Source organism: Isoptericola halotolerans, from assembly GCF_013149785.1.
GTDB classification, from domain to species: Bacteria; Actinomycetota; Actinomycetes; order Actinomycetales; family Cellulomonadaceae; genus Isoptericola; species Isoptericola halotolerans.
This window is the reverse complement of record NZ_JABEZU010000003.1, coordinates 318,147-334,387: the sequence shown is the minus strand read 5'-3', so window position 1 is coordinate 334,387 and position 16,241 is coordinate 318,147. Positions and strand designations below refer to the sequence as shown.

Here is a 16,241-nt window from a genome sequence, read left to right as displayed (position 1 = left end):
ACGGAAGCACCACGCGCGTGAGCACCCCGAGCCGCACGACGCCCGACCCGTCGACCTCGACCCGCGCCGCCGTGCGCCGCGACGTCGACGGCCGGAGCACCGGCTGGCGCAGCAGGGTGGGTGCCTACGTGGCTCTCACCAAGCCGCGCATCATCGAGCTGCTCCTGGTCACCACCGTCCCGACGATGATCCTGGCGCAGGGCGGGCTGCCCGACCTGTGGCTGGTGGTCAAGACGCTCGTCGGTGGTGCGCTCGCGGCCGGCTCCGCGAACGCCTTCAACTGCTACCTCGACCGCGACATCGACGAGGTGATGAACCGCACGAAGCGTCGGCCGCTGGTGACGGGCGAGATCGTGCCGCGTCACGCGCTGATCTTCGCCACGGCGCTCGGCGTGGTCTCGCTGCTGTGGTTCGCGTGGCTGGTCAACGTCCCCGCGGCGTGGCTGACCTTCGGGGCCATCGCGATCTACGTCGTCGGCTACACGATGATCCTCAAGCGCCGCACCTCCCAGAACATCGTCTGGGGCGGTATCGCCGGCTGCATGCCCGTCTTCATCGGCTGGGCGGCCGTCACCGAGTCGTTGAGCTGGGCCGCGCTGGCCCTCTTCGGCGTCATCTTCTTCTGGACGCCGCCGCACTACTGGCCCCTGTCGGTGAAGTTCAAGAAGGACTACGCCAACGCCGGCGTGCCGATGCTGCCCGTGGTCGCCTCCGACCGCCGGGTCGCGGCAGAGATGGTCGGGCACACCGTCGCGATGATCGCCTGCTCCCTGGCCCTGGTTCCCCTGGCCGGCATGACCTGGGTGTACACGGTCGTCGCCGCGGCCCTCGGCGGGTGGTTCCTGTGGCTGACCGTGGCGATGCTGCGCAAGGCGCACGGCCGGTCGCAGGGCCGGGAACGCAGCGGGCCCGGCGCCATGAAGGTGTTCCACGCCTCCATCACGTACCTGACGCTGCTGTTCGTCGCCGTCGCGGTGGACGTCTTCCTGCCGTGGTGACCTCCGGCCGACGCCGACGCGGCATGATGGGCGCGTGAGCGCACCGGCCGAACTGCTGCAACCCGCCCTCGAGAGGGCGCTGCGCGACTACCTCGCCCACCTGCGGGTCGAGCGAGGGCTGTCGGAGAACACCGTCGCGGCCTACCGGCGGGACCTGGGCCGCTACGCCGCCCACCTGTCCGGGGCCGGTCGCACCGGGCTGGACCAGGTCGACGAGCGTGACGTCACCGCCTTCCTGACGGCCGTGCGCGAGGGCGCCGACGGTGGTCGCCCGTTGTCCGCGTCGTCGTCGGCCCGAGCGCTCGCCGCGGTCCGTGGGTGGCACCGCTTCGCCCGGGCCGAGGGCTGGACGGCCGACGACCCGGCGGCCGAGGTGGCCGCACCCACCCAGACGCGCAGGCTCCCGCACGCCCTGAGCGTCGACGACGTCGCCCGCCTGCTCGGCGCGGCCTCGTCGGGAGACACTCCCGCAGGGCTCCGCGACCGGGCACTGCTGGAGCTGCTGTACTCCACCGGGGGGCGGATCAGCGAGGTGGTCGGACTCGACGTCGACGACGTCGGGGCCGAGGCGATGGTCCGGCTGTTCGGCAAGGGGAGCAAGGAACGTGTGGTCCCCGTCGGGTCGTACGCCCGGGACGCCGTGGACGCCTACCTCGTCCGGGGCCGGCCGGCGCTCGCGGTGGCCGGGTCGGCCCGGGCTCGCAGCACCCCCGCCCTCTTCCTGAACACGCGAGGCGCCCGGCTCTCGCGCCAGAGCGCCTGGGCGGTGCTGCAGGGCGCGGCCACGCGGGCGGGTCTGACCGAGCACGTCTCCCCGCACACGTTGCGGCACTCCTTCGCCACCCATCTGCTGGCCGGCGGGGCCGACGTCCGGGTGGTCCAGGAGCTGCTCGGGCACGCCTCGGTGACGACCACGCAGATCTACACCATGGTCACCCCGGAAGCCTTGCGAGAGGTCTACGCGGCCACGCATCCCCGTGCGCTCTAGGCTCCCGCCCGGCAGCGCCCGGCACCGGGCCGTCGATGTCCGCCGCGCCGCGCGCCGGACCGGTGCCCCGGACACCGCCGGTGTAGCGTGACGGGCGTGAGCGACGCACCCGGGGGGAGCGACACGATGACGCAGCCTGCGACGGCCGAGAGCACCTTGCCCGGGATCCCGGGCCACCAGACGACGGAGGACGACGCGCCCACCGACGTCGTCGGACGACCGATGCCCGATTTCGCGGTACCGCCCCCGCGCACCACCCACGGACCCGCCCGCATCGTGGCGATGTGCAACCAGAAGGGCGGGGTCGGCAAGACCACCACGACGATCAACCTCGGGGCGGCCCTGGCGGAGTACGGCCGCAGGGTGCTGCTCGTGGACTTCGACCCGCAGGGCGCCGCGTCGGTCGGGGTGGGGGTCAGTCCGCACGAGCTCGAGCTGAGCGTCTACAACCTGATCATGGACCGCGACGTCGAGCTGTCCGACGTGGTGCGACCCACCGCGATCGAGAACCTCGACGTGGTCCCGGCCAACATCGACCTGTCGGCCGCGGAGGTGCAGCTCGTCGGCGAGGTCGCGCGTGAGTCGATCCTGGCGCGCGCCCTGCGGCCCGCGCTGGCCGACTACGACGTGATCCTCGTCGACTGCCAGCCGTCCCTCGGCCTGCTCACGGTGAACGCCCTGACGGCGGCCCACGGCGTCCTGATCCCGCTGGAGTGCGAGTTCTTCGCGCTGCGCGGCGTCGCCCTGCTGGTCGAGACGATCGACAAGGTCAAGGACCGGCTCAACCCCGACCTCGAGGTCGACGGCATCCTGCCGACCATGTTCGACTCCAGGACCCTGCACTCGCGCGAGGTCGTCCAGCGCGTGCACGAGGCCTTCGGGGACACCCTGCTGCACACCGTCATCGGACGGACCGTCAAGTTCCCCGACGCCTCCGTGGCCGCTGAGCCGATCACCGCCTACGCGCCGTCGCACCGCGGCGCGGCGGCCTACCGCCAGCTCGCCCGCGAGCTCGTCGCCCGTGGCCGCACCGCCTGAGACCGGCCGTCGGGGGGAACCGGCACGGGCGGGCGCGTTCACCGTCCACCTCGACAACTTCGACGGACCGTTCGACCTGCTGCTGTCGCTCATCACCGGGCGGAAGCTGGACGTCACGGAGGTCGCGCTGGCCGCCGTGACCGACGACTTCGTGGCGCACATCCGGGCGGCCGAGACGGCCTCCCGGGAGGCCGCAGGACGCGGCGAGACGCACCCCTCCTGGGACCTGGGCGTGGCGAGCGAGTTCGTGGTGGTCGCCGCGACCCTGCTCGACCTGAAGGCTGCGAGGCTGCTGCCGGGGATCGTGGAGGAGGACGCGGAGGACCTCGAGCTGCTCGAGGCGCGCGACCTGCTCTTCGCCCGGCTGCTCCAGTACCGCGCCTACAAGGAGGTCTCGACGGTCCTGGCCGAGAGGTGGGCGACCGAGGGGCGCCGGGTCCCGCGCTCGGTGCCGATGGAGCACGAGGTGGCCGCTCTGCTGCCCGAGCTCGTCTGGACCCTGGACGCCGGGCGGATCGCCGAGCTGGCGGCGAAGGCGCTCGAGCCGCGACAACCACCGGTCGTCGGTCTGAGCCACCTGCACGCACCGGCGGTGAGCGTGCGCGAGCAGGCCACCGTCGTGGCGCGACGACTGCGACGCGACCACGTGGCGACCTTCCGCACACTCACGGCCGGCGAGGAACGGATCGTCGTGGTGGCGCGCTTCCTGGCTCTGCTGGAGCTCTTCCGGGCCGGTCAGGTGGCGTTCGACCAGGTCGCGCCGCTCGGCGAGCTCACGGTGCGGTGGACAGGTGACGACGGTGACGACGGTGACGAGATCGGCACGGAGATCGAGGAGTTCGAGGGCGCCGTGGAGGGAGCCGCATGACGCAGGACACGACCGCACGGGACGGCTCCGACCCGTCGGCCAGCGCGTCCGACGACCCGGCGCTCGACGTCGACGAGCTGCCCGGCGGGCTCGCCGCGGCGCTCGAGTCGATCCTCATGGTCGCCGAGACGCCGGTGCGGACCGAACGGCTCGCCGCGGCCGTGGCGCGCCCGACCGCCGAGGTCGCCGAGCTGCTCGCGACGCTGGCCGCGGAGTACCGCGGTGAGACGGGCGGGCGCCCACGGGGCTTCGAGCTGCGAGAGGGCGCGGAGGGCTGGCGCGTCTACTCCTCGCGCGAGCACGCCGACGTGGTGAGCCGGTTCGTGCTCGAGGGCCAGTCGTCGCGGCTCAGCCAGGCCGCCCTCGAGACGCTCGCGGTGGTGGCCTACCGCCAGCCGGTCACCCGCGGGCAGATCTCTGCGGTACGCGGTGTCAACGTCGACGGCGTGGTGCGCACCCTGCTCGCCCGCGGGCTGGTCGCCGAGGTCGGCCAGGACCCGCTGTCGGGGGCGGTGCTGTTCGGCACCACGGGGGAGTTCCTCGACCGGATGGGGTGGTCGTCGCTCGACGAGCTGCCACCGCTCGCGCCGCACCTGCCGGGCATCGAGGCCGTCGGCGACCTCACCGACCGAGTCCTGCGACAATAGGGCCATGCCCACCTCACGCCGCGGCGGCCGTCGTCGCCCTCAGCAGTCGCAGAACACCCAGACGCCAACGGTCGACGTGCACGTCGCCGACGGCGTGCGCCTGCAGAAGGTGCTCGCCCAGGCGGGCCTCGGGTCCCGTCGCAAGTGCGAGGAGCTCATCTCCGAGGCCCGGGTCGAGGTCGACGGACAGATCGTGACCGAGCTGGGTGTCCGGGTGGACCCGGGCAAGGCGGTCGTCCGGGTGGACGGCATGCGCGTGCAGCTCGACCCGTCGAAGATCACGGTCGCGGTCAACAAGCCGTTGGACATGATCTCGGCGATGAGCGACCCGGACGGGCGTCCGACCGTGGCAGAGCTCGTCAAGGACCGCCCGGAGCGGCTGTTCCACGTCGGTCGGCTCGACGCGGACTCCGAGGGGCTGCTGCTGCTCACCAACGACGGGGAGCTGGGCAACCGGCTCGCGCACCCGCGCTACGAGATCCCCAAGACCTACCTGGTCACCGTCGAGGGCGGCGAGGTCTATCCCCGGGTCATCAAGCAGCTCACCTCCGGCGTGGATCTCGACGACGGCACCGCGCGGATGGACAAGGTCCGTGTCGTGGACGCGGTCCCCGGTCGGACGATGCTCGAGGTCGTGCTGCACGAGGGTCGCAACCGCATCGTGCGCCGCATGTTCGACGCGGTGGGGTTCCCCGTCGCGCGCCTGGTCCGGACCCGCATCGGCCCGATCGTGCTCGGCGACCTCAAGACGGGTCGCACGCGTGTGCTGGGTCGCACGGAGCTCGGCACCCTCATGCGCGCGGTCGACCTGTAGATTTTCCCCCGCGCCCCACCCTTCAGCGAACGAGAGCGAGCACCTGTGGTCACCATCGCCGTCGACGGCCCGTCCGGGTCCGGCAAGTCCAGCGTCAGCAAGGCGGTCGCCGCCCGGCTCGGCCTGGCCTACCTCGACACCGGGGCGATGTACCGGGCCGCGACGCTGTGGTGCGTGCGCACGGGCGTCCCGCTCGAGGACGCCGCCGCGGTCGCGGCTGCCGTGAGGTCGATGCCGCTGGTGATGGGAGTGGACCCCGCCGCACCCGGGGTCACCCTGGACGGTGAGGACGTCGCCGCGGCGATCAGGACCACCGACGTGACCGCGGCGGTCTCGCAGGTCGCGACGAACCTCGAGGTGCGCGACGAGCTCCGGCGGCGTCAGCGCGAGATCATCGCGGGGGAGGGCGACAGCGGGTTCTCCGGCGGTCGCGGGATCGTCGCCGAGGGTCGGGACATCACGACGGTCGTCGCTCCGGACGCCGACGCCCGGGTGCTGCTCACGGCGAGCGAGGAGGCCCGCCTGCGTCGGCGCTCGCTCGAGGTGCACGGCACCGCCGACGCGACCTCGGTCGAGGCGACCCGCGACCAGGTGCTGCGCCGTGACCGCGACGACTCGACGGTCAGCACCTTCCACGTGGCGGCCGACGGCGTGGTGACCGTCGACTCCAGCGAGCTGGACCTGGAGCAGACGGTCGCCGCCGTGCTGACCGTCGTGGAGCGCGCGGCCGTCTGACGGTGCCCTGCCACCGCTCGGTGCGGGCGTGACGCGTGTCTCGTCGCCTCGTGGGGCCCGACGTGGTGCCCTCGTGCCGGCACCTGGGAGAATGACTGCCATGACCTCCCACGCCGACGGCCCCGAGAACACTCCCGCCGACGTCATCGACGGCCCGTTCGAGCCCGAGCCTGCGGCCGTCGACGAGTCCGTCGCCACCGAACCCGTCGCCCTCGACTCCCTCGACGACTTCGAGGACGACGAGGCGCGCGAGCGCGCCCTGCGCGCCGGCCTGGAGGACTTCGAGCTCGACGAGTCCGACCGGCAGCTGCTGTCCGACGAGTGGGACGACGAGGGCCTGAGCCCGGCCGAGCGTGCCCTGCCGGTACTCGCTGTCATCGGCCGTCCGAACGTGGGCAAGTCGACCCTCGTGAACCGGATACTGGGCCGTCGCGAGGCCGTCGTGGAGGACAAGCCGGGGGTGACGCGCGACCGGGTCAGCTACCCCGCGGAGTGGTCCGGCACGCACTTCACCCTGGTCGACACCGGCGGCTGGGAGGTCGACGTCGCCGGGATCGAGTCGAAGGTGGCCGAGCAGGCCGAGGTCGCGGTCTCGCTCGCGGATGCGGTCGTCTTCGTGGTGGACGCCCAGGTGGGGGCGACCGCGAGCGACGAGCGGGTCGTCGAGATGCTGCGGCGCTCGGGCAAGCCCGTGATCCTGTGCGCCAACAAGGTCGACGGGCCGGCAGGAGAGGCGGACGCCTCCTACCTGTGGGCGCTCGGGCTCGGCGAGCCGCGGCCGGTCTCGGCGCTGCACGGCCGGGGGACGGGCGACCTGCTCGACGCGGTCGTGGCCGCCCTGCCCGAGCACTCCGAGCACGGCACGCTGCGCCCCGAGGGGCCGCGTCGCGTCGCCCTGGTCGGACGGCCCAACGTCGGCAAGTCGTCGCTGCTGAACAAGATCGCCGGCGCCGAGCGGGTGGTGGTCGACGAGACCGCCGGCACGACGCGCGACCCCGTCGACGAGCTCGTGGAGATCAAGGGCATCCCGTACTGGTTCGTCGACACCGCCGGCATCCGGCGGCGTGTGCACCAGACCAGCGGCGCCGACTTCTACGCCTCGCTGCGGACGCAGGCCGCCATCGAGAAGGCGGAGGTCGCTGTCGTCCTGGTGGACGCGTCGGTGCCGCTCACCGAGCAGGACACCCGCGTCATCTCTCAGGCGGTGGACGCCGGCCGTGCCGTGGTCATCGCCTACAACAAGTGGGACCTCATGGACGAGGACCGCCGGCCCTTCCTGGAGCGCGAGATCGAGCGCGATCTCGTCCAGGTCACCTGGGCGCCGCGGGTCAACGTCTCGGCCCGGACGGGCTGGCACACGGACAAGCTGGTCAGGGCTCTGGAGACCGCCCTGGACTCGTGGGACACCCGCATCCCGACGGGCCGGCTCAACGGCTTCCTCGGTGAGCTGGTGGCCGCCCACCCGCACCCGGTACGCGGCGGGAAGCAGCCGCGCATCCTGTTCGCCACGCAGGCCTCCACCCGCCCGCCGCGGTTCGTGCTGTTCGCCACGGGGTTCATCGAGGCCGGCTACCGCCGGTTCATCGAGCGCCGTCTGCGCGAGGCCTTCGGGTTCGAGGGCTCGCCCATCTCGATCAGCGTGCGCGTGCGGGAGAAGCGCCGACGCCGCTGAGCCGTCGTGTGACGGGCCTCGCACCGCTGGCCCCGCGTGGTGCGGTATCGTCGCAGGACGAACGAGCAACAGCTCGCGTGCTCTGGGGTCGGTGAAAATCCGAGCCGGCGGTAACAGTCCGCGACCCGGTCACAGCCAGTGACCGGTTGACCAGGTGAAACTCCTGGACCGACGGTCAAAGTCCGGATGGGAAGACGCACGCGACGGTTTCGCCCGCTCACCGCCGGCGTGGAGTCCTCCACGTCGCGGAGCCCTCGGCTCCGAGCCCGGTGCGCGGCGACGACTCCGTGCACGCCCCAGCGGTCCGCGACCGGACGACAGGGGCAGCACATGACTTCCGCCACCACGGCGGCCGTGACACCGGCCGAGCACGAGGCGCTGCGCCGCGCGCTCGTGCTCGCCGCGACCGAGGGGTTCGACCTCGGGCCCAACCCCCGCGTCGGCTGCGTCCTGCTCGACGCCGACGGCGCCACGATCGCCGAGGGTCTCCACCGCGGCGCCGGGACGCCCCATGCCGAGGCCGCAGCCCTGGCGAACGCGCGTGACGCGGTCGGTCCGGACGCGCTGCGCGGTGCCACCGCCGTCGTCACCCTCGAGCCGTGCGCCCACACCGGTCGCACCGGTCCGTGCGCACAGGCGCTGCTCGACGCCGGGATCGCCCGCGTGGTGTACGCCCAGAGCGACCCCAACCCGGTAGCCACCGGCGGTGGTGAGCTGCTCCGCGCCGCAGGGGTCGACGTCGTCGGCGGGGTCCTCGTCGACGAGGCGCTCGCGCTGAACCCGGTCTGGTCGGCGGCGATGGAGCTCGGCAGGCCGTTCGTGACCTGGAAGTTCGCCGCGACGCTCGACGGGCGGACCGCCGCAGCCGACGGCACCTCACGATGGATCACCTCGACGGCGTCCCGCGCGGACGTGCACCGGCTGCGTGCCGAGGTCGACACCGTCCTGGTGGGTACCGGCACGGTGGCCGCCGACGACCCGTCGCTCACGGTCCGCGATGCACCGCTGCGCGGGCCCCAGCCGCTGCGTGCCGTGATGGGGCTGCGGGACGTCCCGACCGGGGCCCGGCTCGCGACGACCGGACCCGACGGCGCCGCCTCCCTGCACCTGCGCACCCGCGACCCTCGTGCGGCGCTGGCGACCCTGTGGGAGCACGACCGGCGCCACGTCCTGCTCGAGGGCGGTGCCACGCTCGCCGCCGCCTTCTGGCGCGCGGGCCTCGTCGACGAGGTCGTCGCCTATGTCGCACCCGTGCTCCTCGGTGCCGGCCCGGCCGTCGTCGGCGACCTCGGCGTCGACACCATCACCGGGGCGGTGCGCCTCGAGGTCGTCGACGTCACCGTCCTCACCCCTGACCCTGTCGACGGACCGGGTGACCCCGGGCCCGGCGAGACGAACGTGCGGCTGACTCTGCGGCCGCGGAAGGAGACCTGATGTTCACCGGAATCGTCACCGAGCTGGGCGCCGTACAAGCGCTGGAGTCCACCACCGACGCCGCTCGGCTGACCGTCGCGGCCACCGACGTGCTCGACGGCGTGCGGCTGGGCGACTCGATCGCCGTCAACGGCTGCTGCCTGACCGTCGCGGCCTTCGACGGCGACTCGTGGACCGCCGACCTCATGGCCGAGACGCTGAAGCGCACCTCGCTCGGCGCGCTCGTCGCCGGTGACCCCGTGAACCTCGAGCCCGCCCTGCCCGTCACCGGGCGCCTCGGAGGGCACATCGTGCAGGGGCACGTCGACGGCGTCGGCACCGTGCTGTCGCGCACCCCGGGCGAGCGGTGGGAGGTCGTGGAGATCTCTCTTCCTGCGGAGCTCGCCCGCTATGTCGTCACCAAGGGGTCGATCGCGGTGGACGGCGTGTCGCTCACCGTCGTCGACGCCGGGGCCGACCGTTTCGCCGTGAGCCTCATCCCGGAGACGCTCGCCCGGACCACCCTGGGGGCCCGGGCGGTGGGCGACCAGGTCAACCTGGAGACCGACGTGCTGGCCCGGCACGTCGAACGGCTGCTGGCGACGTCCGGAGCGACGTCATGAAGGGCGCCATGAACGGCGTCGTGCGCGGGACGGGTGCCGACGTCGACCTGGTGGAGCGGGTCGAGCGCGCCCTGGCCGCCGTGGCCGCCGGGCGGGCCGTCGTCGTGGTCGACGACGAGCACCGGGAGAACGAGGGCGACCTGATCTTCGCCGCCGAGGCCGCGACCCCCGAGCTCATGGGGTTCACCGTGCGGCACACCAGCGGCCTGATCTGTGTCGCCGCGGACGGCGCCACGCTCGACCGGCTCGCGCTGCCGCTCATGGTGACCGACAACCGCGACGCCTTCCGCACCGCGTACACGGTCACCGTCGACGCCGCCGAGGGCGTCTCGACCGGCATCTCGGGTGCGGACCGGGCGCGGACCGCGCGGGTCCTCGCCGACCCGACAGCGTCCCCCTCCGCACTGACGCGGCCCGGTCACGTGCTGCCGCTGCGCGCGCACGACGGCGGGGTGCTGGTGCGTCGCGGGCACACCGAGTCCGCCGTCGACCTGGCTCGCCTGGCGGGCCGGGGGAGCGCCGGGGTCCTGGCGGAGCTCACCCACGACGACGGCACCATGATGCGCAGGCCCGCCCTGCGCGACTTCGCGGCCGAGCACGGCCTCGAGCTGATCAGCGTCGCCGACCTGGCCGCCTACCGGCGGGCCACGGAGTCGCTCGTGGACCGCCTCGCGGTGACCCGGCTGCCCACCCGGCACGGCGAGCTCACGGCGGTCGGGTACCGCGACCGCGTCACCGGTGACGAGCACGTCGCGCTCGTGGCCGGGTCGCTCGCCGACCTGGACGCCGGGGACCCGGTGCTGACCCGGGTGCACTCGGAGTGCCTCACCGGCGACGCCTTCGGCTCGCTGCGCTGCGACTGCGGGCCCCAGCTCGACGCCTCGCTGCGGGCGGTCCAGGAGGCCGGTCGCGGCGTGGTGGTCTACCTGCGCGGGCACGAGGGCCGAGGGATCGGTCTGGTGGCCAAGCTCACCGCCTACAGCCTCCAGGACGGCGGGCACGACACCATCGACGCGAACCTCGCCCAGGGACTGCCCGTGGACTCGCGCGAGTACACCGCCGCCGCGCACGTGCTGCGTGATCTCGGCGTGTCCGACGTGCGGCTGCTGACCAACAACCCGGCCAAGGTCGACGGCCTGCGCGCCGGGGGAGTGGCGGTGACCGAGAGGGTCCCGCTGGCGATCCACCCCGTGCCGGACAATGTCGCGTACCTGCGCACCAAGCGTGACCGCATGGGGCACGACCTGCCCGACCTTGACCCTCAGGTCGAGCCTTCGATGCGGGCCGACCTTCACCCTCGAGTCCAACCTGAAGGAGAAGCCATGAACGAGATGACGACGGCATGCGAGGGTGCGCGATGAGCGGGGCGGGAGCACCGGCCACGCACGCCGTGGACAGCTCGGACCTGCGGGTGGCCGTGATCGCCGCCTCCTGGCACGAGACCGTGATGGACGGGCTGCTCGACGGCGCCCGGCGGGCCTGCGCGGACCACTCGGTCGAGCCCGAGGTGCTGCGGGTGCCGGGGTCGTTCGAGCTGCCCGTGGCCGCCCAGGCCGCGGCGGCGGCCGGCTTCGACGCCGTCGTGGCGCTCGGCGTCGTGATCCGTGGCGGCACGCCCCACTTCGAGTACGTCTGCGCCGCTGCCACCGACGGGCTGAACCGCGTGGCGCTCGACCACACGGTCCCCGTGGGGTTCGGTCTGCTCACGTGCGACGACGAGGCGCAGGCGCTGGACCGTGCAGGGCTGGCCGGGTCGCACGAGGACAAGGGCTACGAGGCGACGGCGGCGGCGCTCGCGACGGCGCACGTCGTGAGGTCGCTGCGCCCGGTCGCTGCGCGCCGAGCGACCTGAGCGGGCCCCGGCACGCGCCAGGTAGACGCTCCGCACGCAGGGGCCCGCGTGTCCCGCGCCAACGCTGCTCCGGTGGTGGTGCGGCACGGGCGGAGCGGCATCGTTCTCGGCCGCTCCGCCCGTGCGCTGGTCGGTGCAGAAGGTCTACTGACCCAGTTCGTTCTGCAGGTCGTTCTGTGCCTGATCGAGAGCGTCCTGCGCCGGCGTACCGCTCTCGTACACCTCGTTCAGGGTGACTGTGCGGAACCAGTTGTCGACCGCGGGCAGGTCCTCGTTGGCGAACGACTCGAAGTGGCCGATCCCGCCCTGCACCGAGTTCAGCACGTCGAACAGGTTCGTCTGGAAGTACTCGTTGAACTTGTTGTCCGGGTTGTGCGTGATCGCCTCGTCCTCCCACACCGTCATGTTCACCGGGTCGAAGCCGAGCACCTCCCACACCGCGATGTTGGCGTCGAGCGAGAGCTTGGCGTAGGCGAGGTAGTCGGTGGCCAGCTCTTCGTGCTCCGAGCCGACCGGGACCGAGGTGCCGGTGCCGCCGCCGCCGATCGTCAGGGTGGGCGAGCCCTCGGTCTGCGGTGCGGGGGCGATGGCGATCTTGCCGGCCAGGTCAGGCATGTAGTCGACGAAGCGGGAGGTGTACCACGCCGGGTAGACGATGGCCGCGTAGTCACCGTTGTTGATGGCGCCGAACGCCTCCTCGGAGTCGGGGCTTCCTCCGGGGATCGTGGAGAGCGCGCCGGCGTCCTTCATGTCCTGGAACATCTGCATCGCGGCCACGGTCTCGGGGTTGTTCACGTCGACGCCGCCGAGGCCACCGTCGTCGAAGAGCTGGCCACCGCGCTGGGCGATCGCCAGCGGCTCCGTGAAGAACACGCTGGTGCTCGCGACACTGAAGGCGTTGCCCGTCTCCTCGCTGTAGGTGGATCCGGCCGCGGCGAAGTCGTCCCACGTCTCGATCGTCGTGTAGTCGATCCCGGCGCCTTCCAGGAGCTCGGTGTTGTAGAACGCCACGAAGGCGCCGACGTGCGTCGGGTAGCCGTAGATCTGCCCGTCACGGCTGTAGAGATCGAGCCGTGCCGGCACGATGTCGTCGACGTACGGCTGCGCTGCCGCAGTCAGGTCGACGAGCGGCGGGTTGTCACCCTTGACGAAGCTGGAGAACTTGTTGACCTCGATGTCGACCAGGTCCGGCACGCCCTGTCCCGAGTTCACGGCGAGCAGGAGCTTGTCGTGCATGTCCTGGTAGGGGTAGACGGTGATGTTGAGGTCGATCGGTCGGTCAGGGTTGTCCTCGTTCCACCGGACTGCCATGTCGTCGTACACGGCGGCGTGAAGCTCGGCGAACACCCACATGTCGAGCGGGGTGGCGCCTTCGGGGGCTTCGGCACCCTCGATGACCTCGCCGTCCGACGTGCTGCTGCCACCGTCACCGTTGCTGCCGCAAGCGGCCAGCGCGGTGGCGGCCAGGCCCGCCACCATCGTGGTGGCCAAGGTCTTTCGGATGTGCATCGTCTTGCTCCTGTCTTGAGAGGTTCAGCGGTCAGGTCCACCAGGGAGCGGTCGTGTCAGCCCTTCACGGCGCCGGCGGTCATGCCGTCGATGAAGAACCGCTGGAACGCCAGGAAGAGGATCAGGATGGGGATCAGCGAGAAGAACGCGCCGATGATCAGCAGCTCGTAGTTGTTGCCGTGCGGCGTCAGGAGGGTGTTGAGACCGATCGGCAGGACGAACTTCTCGGGTGAGCGCAGCACCAGCAGCGGCCACAGGAAGTTGTTCCAGGTGATCATGCCGTTGAGGATCGCCATGGCGGCGAACGCAGGTTTGGCGATCGGCACCACGAGTCGGAAGAAGATGCCGAACTCGGTGACACCGTCCACACGACCTGCCTCGAGGACTTCCTTCGGCACGCCGAGGAAGTACTGCCGGAAGAAGAAGATCGTCACGGCCTGGGCCAGGAACGGCAGCACCACGATCCAGTACTGGTCCGCCGCACCGAAGTTGTTGACCTGGACGTAGAGCGGCAGCATCAGCATCTCGAACGGCACCGTCATGAGGATGAGCACCAGGATGAAGCCGAGCCTCTTCCCCTTGAACTCGTACATCGCGAACCCGTAGGCGACGAAAGAGCTCACGAGCAGGGTGCCGACCACCTGGACGATGGTGATGATCAGGCTGTTCCAGAACCACCGGAAGTACAGCCCTGAGTCCGTGAACAGCATCACGTAGTTGTCGAGGCTCAGCTCCGAGAAGTCGACCGAGAACGAGATCCCGTTGCGGATGATCACGTTGCCGTCCTGGAACGTGCCCAGGAATATCGCCAGGAGGGGAATCAGTGCGACGGCCGCGATCAGCACGAGGAAGGCAGCCTGGATCAGGGAGGCGCGCCGATGGGTCAGGCGGGGTTCTTCCGTGCGTCGGCCCTGCGTCGCGTCGGGTGGTGTGGTCGTCCGGAGTGTCATCGCACCGACTCCTTCTTGAAGGTTCCCGTCGCGGTCAGCTGCGTGAGGTTGATGGCCAGGATCAGCACGAGGAGCACCACACCGACGGCGGAGGCGAACCCGAGGTCGTTCTCCTGGATGCCCTTGCGATACAGGTAGCCGACGATCGTCAGGCCCTGGTTGTTGGGCGAGTTGTTGCCGGCGTACAGCATGAAGCTCTCGAGGAACATGGCCAGGCCGCCGTACACGCTGATCGTCGTGACGTACACCATGGTCGGCTTGAGGTTGGGCAGGGTGACGTGGAAGAACTGCTGGACCTTGCTCGCGCCGTCGAGCGATGCCGCCTCGTAGTAGTCGTGGGGGATGGCCTGCATCCCGGCGAGGAAGTACATCATGTTGACGCCGGCCCACCGCCAGACAGCGAGGGCGAGGAGTGCCACCAGGCCGGTGAGGTCTTCGCGCAGCCACCGCACGGGTCCGAACCCGAAGAATCCGACGACCTCGTTCATCAGTCCGGAGGGCGTCTCGGAGAACATGAGCCGGAACACGATGCCGGCGACGACGACCGAGGTCAGCGCCGGGACGAACAGGGACGCCTTGAAGATGTTCTTCAGGCGGCTGCTGCCCAATTTGGAGTTGACGATCGCCGCGAGCACCATCGGGATGGGGATCAGGAGGAGCAGCGTGAGCAGCATGTAGCGCATGCTGTTGTACACCGCTTTCCAGAAGATCGGGTCACGCCCCAGCCGCTCATAGTTGGCGGTCCCGATGAAGGTCGTCTGGCCGTACAGCACCTCCTGAAAGCTCATGACCACTGATCGGCCGACCGGAACGAGCCAGAAGACGAGCAAGGTCAGGACGAACGGGAGGATGAAGAAGTAGGGCGCGAGACGCTGGGAGTAGAGAACCTTCTTCATACGATGCTGATCCTTCGTGAGGGGAGGTGCTCGGTACGTGGACGGACCCGCTGCCGCTGACGACCGTGATGCCGGCCGATGAGTCGGTCCGATCTCTCGACGCGGGCTGTGGTCACCCGTCCGCACGTTCGGATGACGGAGCGGGCATCATGGTCGACGTGGTGACGATGAGCGATGTGGCCCGCGAGGCCGGAGTGTCCAAGATGACGGTCTCGAACGTCATCAACGGACGCCCTGGCGCCAGCGAGGAGACCCGCTCCCGGGTGATGGCCGCGGTGCAGCGGCTCGACTACCGCCTCAACGCAGCCGCCCGGCACTTCCGGGCCGGACGCAGCGGAGCGATCGGTCTGCTGGTCCCACATCTCGACGGCCCGTACTACTCGCACCTGGCGGTGCGGCTCGACACGATGGCCAGGGCTCGGGGGTACCACGTGATCGTCGAGCGCACGGGTGCCAGCCGCGAGGGTGAGCTGTTGGCGATCGCGTCCGATCGCGTGCGACCCTACGACGGCATCGTCTTCAGCCCGGTGCAGCTCGATACGTCCGACGTGCTGGCCGCCGGCATCGGCGTCCCGGTGGTCCTGCTGGGAGAGCGGCGGCTGGCGGGGCCGTTCGACCACGTCATGATGGACAACGTCGGCGGTGCGGAGCTGGCGGTCACCCACCTGATCCAGGGCGGGGCACGCAGGATCGCGCTGGTCGGCGGTCGCCCGGACCGCGGTGTCGACAGCATGGCCACGCTGCGTACCCGCGGCTACCACCAGGCGCATGCTCGCGCTGGTCTCGCCGTCGACGACCGACTCGTGATCGACGCCGCCCCGTTCACCACGGCCGACGGGTATGAGGCCGTGATGCGGCTGCACGGCCAAGGTGTGCCGTTCGACGGTGTCCTGGTCCTCACGGACGCCGCGGCCATGGGAGTGCTCCGGGCGCTCGCCGACCTGGGCCGACGCGTCCCGGACGAGGTGCAGGTGGTGGGCTTCGACAACGACGTCGAGGGCGAGTACCTGGTGCCTCGCCTGACCACCATCGATCCGGGCAACGAGTCGATGGCGGCGCACATCATGGAGCGGCTGCTGGGTCGGATCGAGGACGCGGTGTCCGGTGAGGACGCCGTCGAGGTGGTGACGACCGCTCGCCTCGTCGTGAGGGAGTCGACGCGTCGGGTTGACCACGCCTAGCTCTCGATCGGTCACAGTCGCTCATCCTTGAGTCGCTCCACAGCCCGGCGCTGTGTA

The 16,241-nt window shown here is 71.1% G+C and carries 16 protein-coding genes and 1 riboswitch; of the genes, 13 read left to right on the top strand and 3 right to left on the bottom strand.

What is annotated here, in order from left to right; genetic code table 11:
• Positions 1-17 precede the first annotated feature (17 nt).
• From HDG69_RS13585 to ribH, 12 genes are all read left to right on the top strand, one after another.
• A complete protein-coding gene (locus tag HDG69_RS13585) occupies positions 18-998 on the top strand; it encodes a heme o synthase (protein ID WP_425484035.1) in 981 nt (326 codons plus the stop codon).
• Between the two features lie 34 nt (positions 999-1,032).
• Positions 1,033-1,986, top strand: coding sequence for a site-specific tyrosine recombinase XerD (gene xerD / locus HDG69_RS13580; RefSeq protein ID WP_171784351.1), 954 nt, complete (start codon positions 1,033-1,035; stop codon positions 1,984-1,986).
• 222 nt (positions 1,987-2,208) lie between these two features.
• The gene (locus HDG69_RS13575) at positions 2,209-3,024 is read left to right on the top strand and encodes a ParA family protein (RefSeq protein ID WP_246256664.1); all 816 of its coding nucleotides are present in this window, start codon (positions 2,209-2,211) and stop codon (positions 3,022-3,024) included.
• Positions 3,008-3,892: a segregation/condensation protein A gene (locus tag HDG69_RS13570; RefSeq protein ID WP_171784350.1), complete on the top strand. Its 885-nt coding sequence runs from the start codon at positions 3,008-3,010 to the stop codon at positions 3,890-3,892. The genes HDG69_RS13575 and HDG69_RS13570 overlap by 17 nt, the downstream gene beginning before the upstream one ends.
• The gene (scpB, locus tag HDG69_RS13565) at positions 3,889-4,539 is read left to right on the top strand and encodes an SMC-Scp complex subunit ScpB (protein ID WP_171784349.1); all 651 of its coding nucleotides are present in this window, start codon (positions 3,889-3,891) and stop codon (positions 4,537-4,539) included. Before HDG69_RS13570 ends, scpB begins: the two co-directional genes overlap by 4 nt.
• A 4-nt stretch (positions 4,540-4,543) precedes the next feature.
• On the top strand, positions 4,544-5,353 hold the full coding sequence (locus tag HDG69_RS13560; protein ID WP_171784348.1) for a pseudouridine synthase: 810 nt from the start codon (positions 4,544-4,546) through the stop codon (positions 5,351-5,353).
• A 45-nt stretch (positions 5,354-5,398) separates the two neighbouring features.
• Positions 5,399-6,088 carry a (d)CMP kinase gene (gene cmk / locus HDG69_RS13555; RefSeq protein WP_171784347.1) on the top strand — a complete coding sequence of 230 codons (690 nt, stop codon included), beginning with the start codon at positions 5,399-5,401 and terminating at the stop codon, positions 6,086-6,088.
• Between the two features lie 100 nt (positions 6,089-6,188).
• Positions 6,189-7,760 carry a ribosome biogenesis GTPase Der gene (gene der, locus HDG69_RS13550; RefSeq protein ID WP_171784346.1) on the top strand — a complete coding sequence of 524 codons (1,572 nt, stop codon included), beginning with the start codon at positions 6,189-6,191 and terminating at the stop codon, positions 7,758-7,760.
• Positions 7,761-7,833: 73 nt separating this feature from the next.
• A riboswitch (FMN riboswitch) is annotated at positions 7,834-7,964 on the top strand.
• A gap of 126 nt (positions 7,965-8,090) precedes the next feature.
• Entirely contained in the window at positions 8,091-9,194 is a 1,104-nt protein-coding gene (gene ribD, locus HDG69_RS13545; RefSeq protein ID WP_171784345.1) for a bifunctional diaminohydroxyphosphoribosylaminopyrimidine deaminase/5-amino-6-(5-phosphoribosylamino)uracil reductase RibD, read from the top strand.
• Positions 9,194-9,796: a riboflavin synthase gene (locus tag HDG69_RS13540; protein ID WP_171784344.1), complete on the top strand. Its 603-nt coding sequence runs from the start codon at positions 9,194-9,196 to the stop codon at positions 9,794-9,796. The genes ribD and HDG69_RS13540 overlap by 1 nt, the downstream gene beginning before the upstream one ends.
• An 8-nt stretch (positions 9,797-9,804) precedes the next feature.
• A complete protein-coding gene (locus HDG69_RS13535; RefSeq protein ID WP_171784343.1) occupies positions 9,805-11,157 on the top strand; it encodes a bifunctional 3,4-dihydroxy-2-butanone-4-phosphate synthase/GTP cyclohydrolase II in 1,353 nt (450 codons plus the stop codon).
• Positions 11,154-11,648, top strand: coding sequence for a 6,7-dimethyl-8-ribityllumazine synthase (ribH, locus tag HDG69_RS13530; RefSeq protein WP_171784342.1), 495 nt, complete (start codon positions 11,154-11,156; stop codon positions 11,646-11,648). Before HDG69_RS13535 ends, ribH begins: the two co-directional genes overlap by 4 nt.
• A 144-nt stretch (positions 11,649-11,792) precedes the next feature.
• On the opposite strand, the gene HDG69_RS13525 is transcribed toward ribH, so the two are convergent.
• Genes HDG69_RS13525 through HDG69_RS13515 form a run of 3 tightly spaced genes read right to left on the bottom strand, consistent with a single transcriptional unit; the run spans position 11,793 to position 15,003 of the window.
• Positions 11,793-13,157 carry an ABC transporter substrate-binding protein gene (locus tag HDG69_RS13525; protein WP_171784341.1) on the bottom strand — a complete coding sequence of 455 codons (1,365 nt, stop codon included), beginning with the start codon at positions 13,155-13,157 and terminating at the stop codon, positions 11,793-11,795.
• A gap of 56 nt (positions 13,158-13,213) precedes the next feature.
• Complete coding sequence (locus HDG69_RS13520) at positions 13,214-14,107, bottom strand: carbohydrate ABC transporter permease (RefSeq protein ID WP_171784340.1); 894 nt, start codon at positions 14,105-14,107, stop codon at positions 13,214-13,216.
• Positions 14,104-15,003 carry a carbohydrate ABC transporter permease gene (locus HDG69_RS13515; protein ID WP_171784339.1) on the bottom strand — a complete coding sequence of 300 codons (900 nt, stop codon included), beginning with the start codon at positions 15,001-15,003 and terminating at the stop codon, positions 14,104-14,106. The genes HDG69_RS13520 and HDG69_RS13515 overlap by 4 nt, the downstream gene beginning before the upstream one ends.
• Before the next feature lie 167 nt (positions 15,004-15,170).
• Between HDG69_RS13515 and HDG69_RS13510 the strand changes: the two genes are divergently transcribed.
• The gene (locus HDG69_RS13510; RefSeq protein ID WP_171784338.1) at positions 15,171-16,184 is read left to right on the top strand and encodes a LacI family DNA-binding transcriptional regulator; all 1,014 of its coding nucleotides are present in this window, start codon (positions 15,171-15,173) and stop codon (positions 16,182-16,184) included.
• Positions 16,185-16,241: the final 57 nt, after the last annotated feature.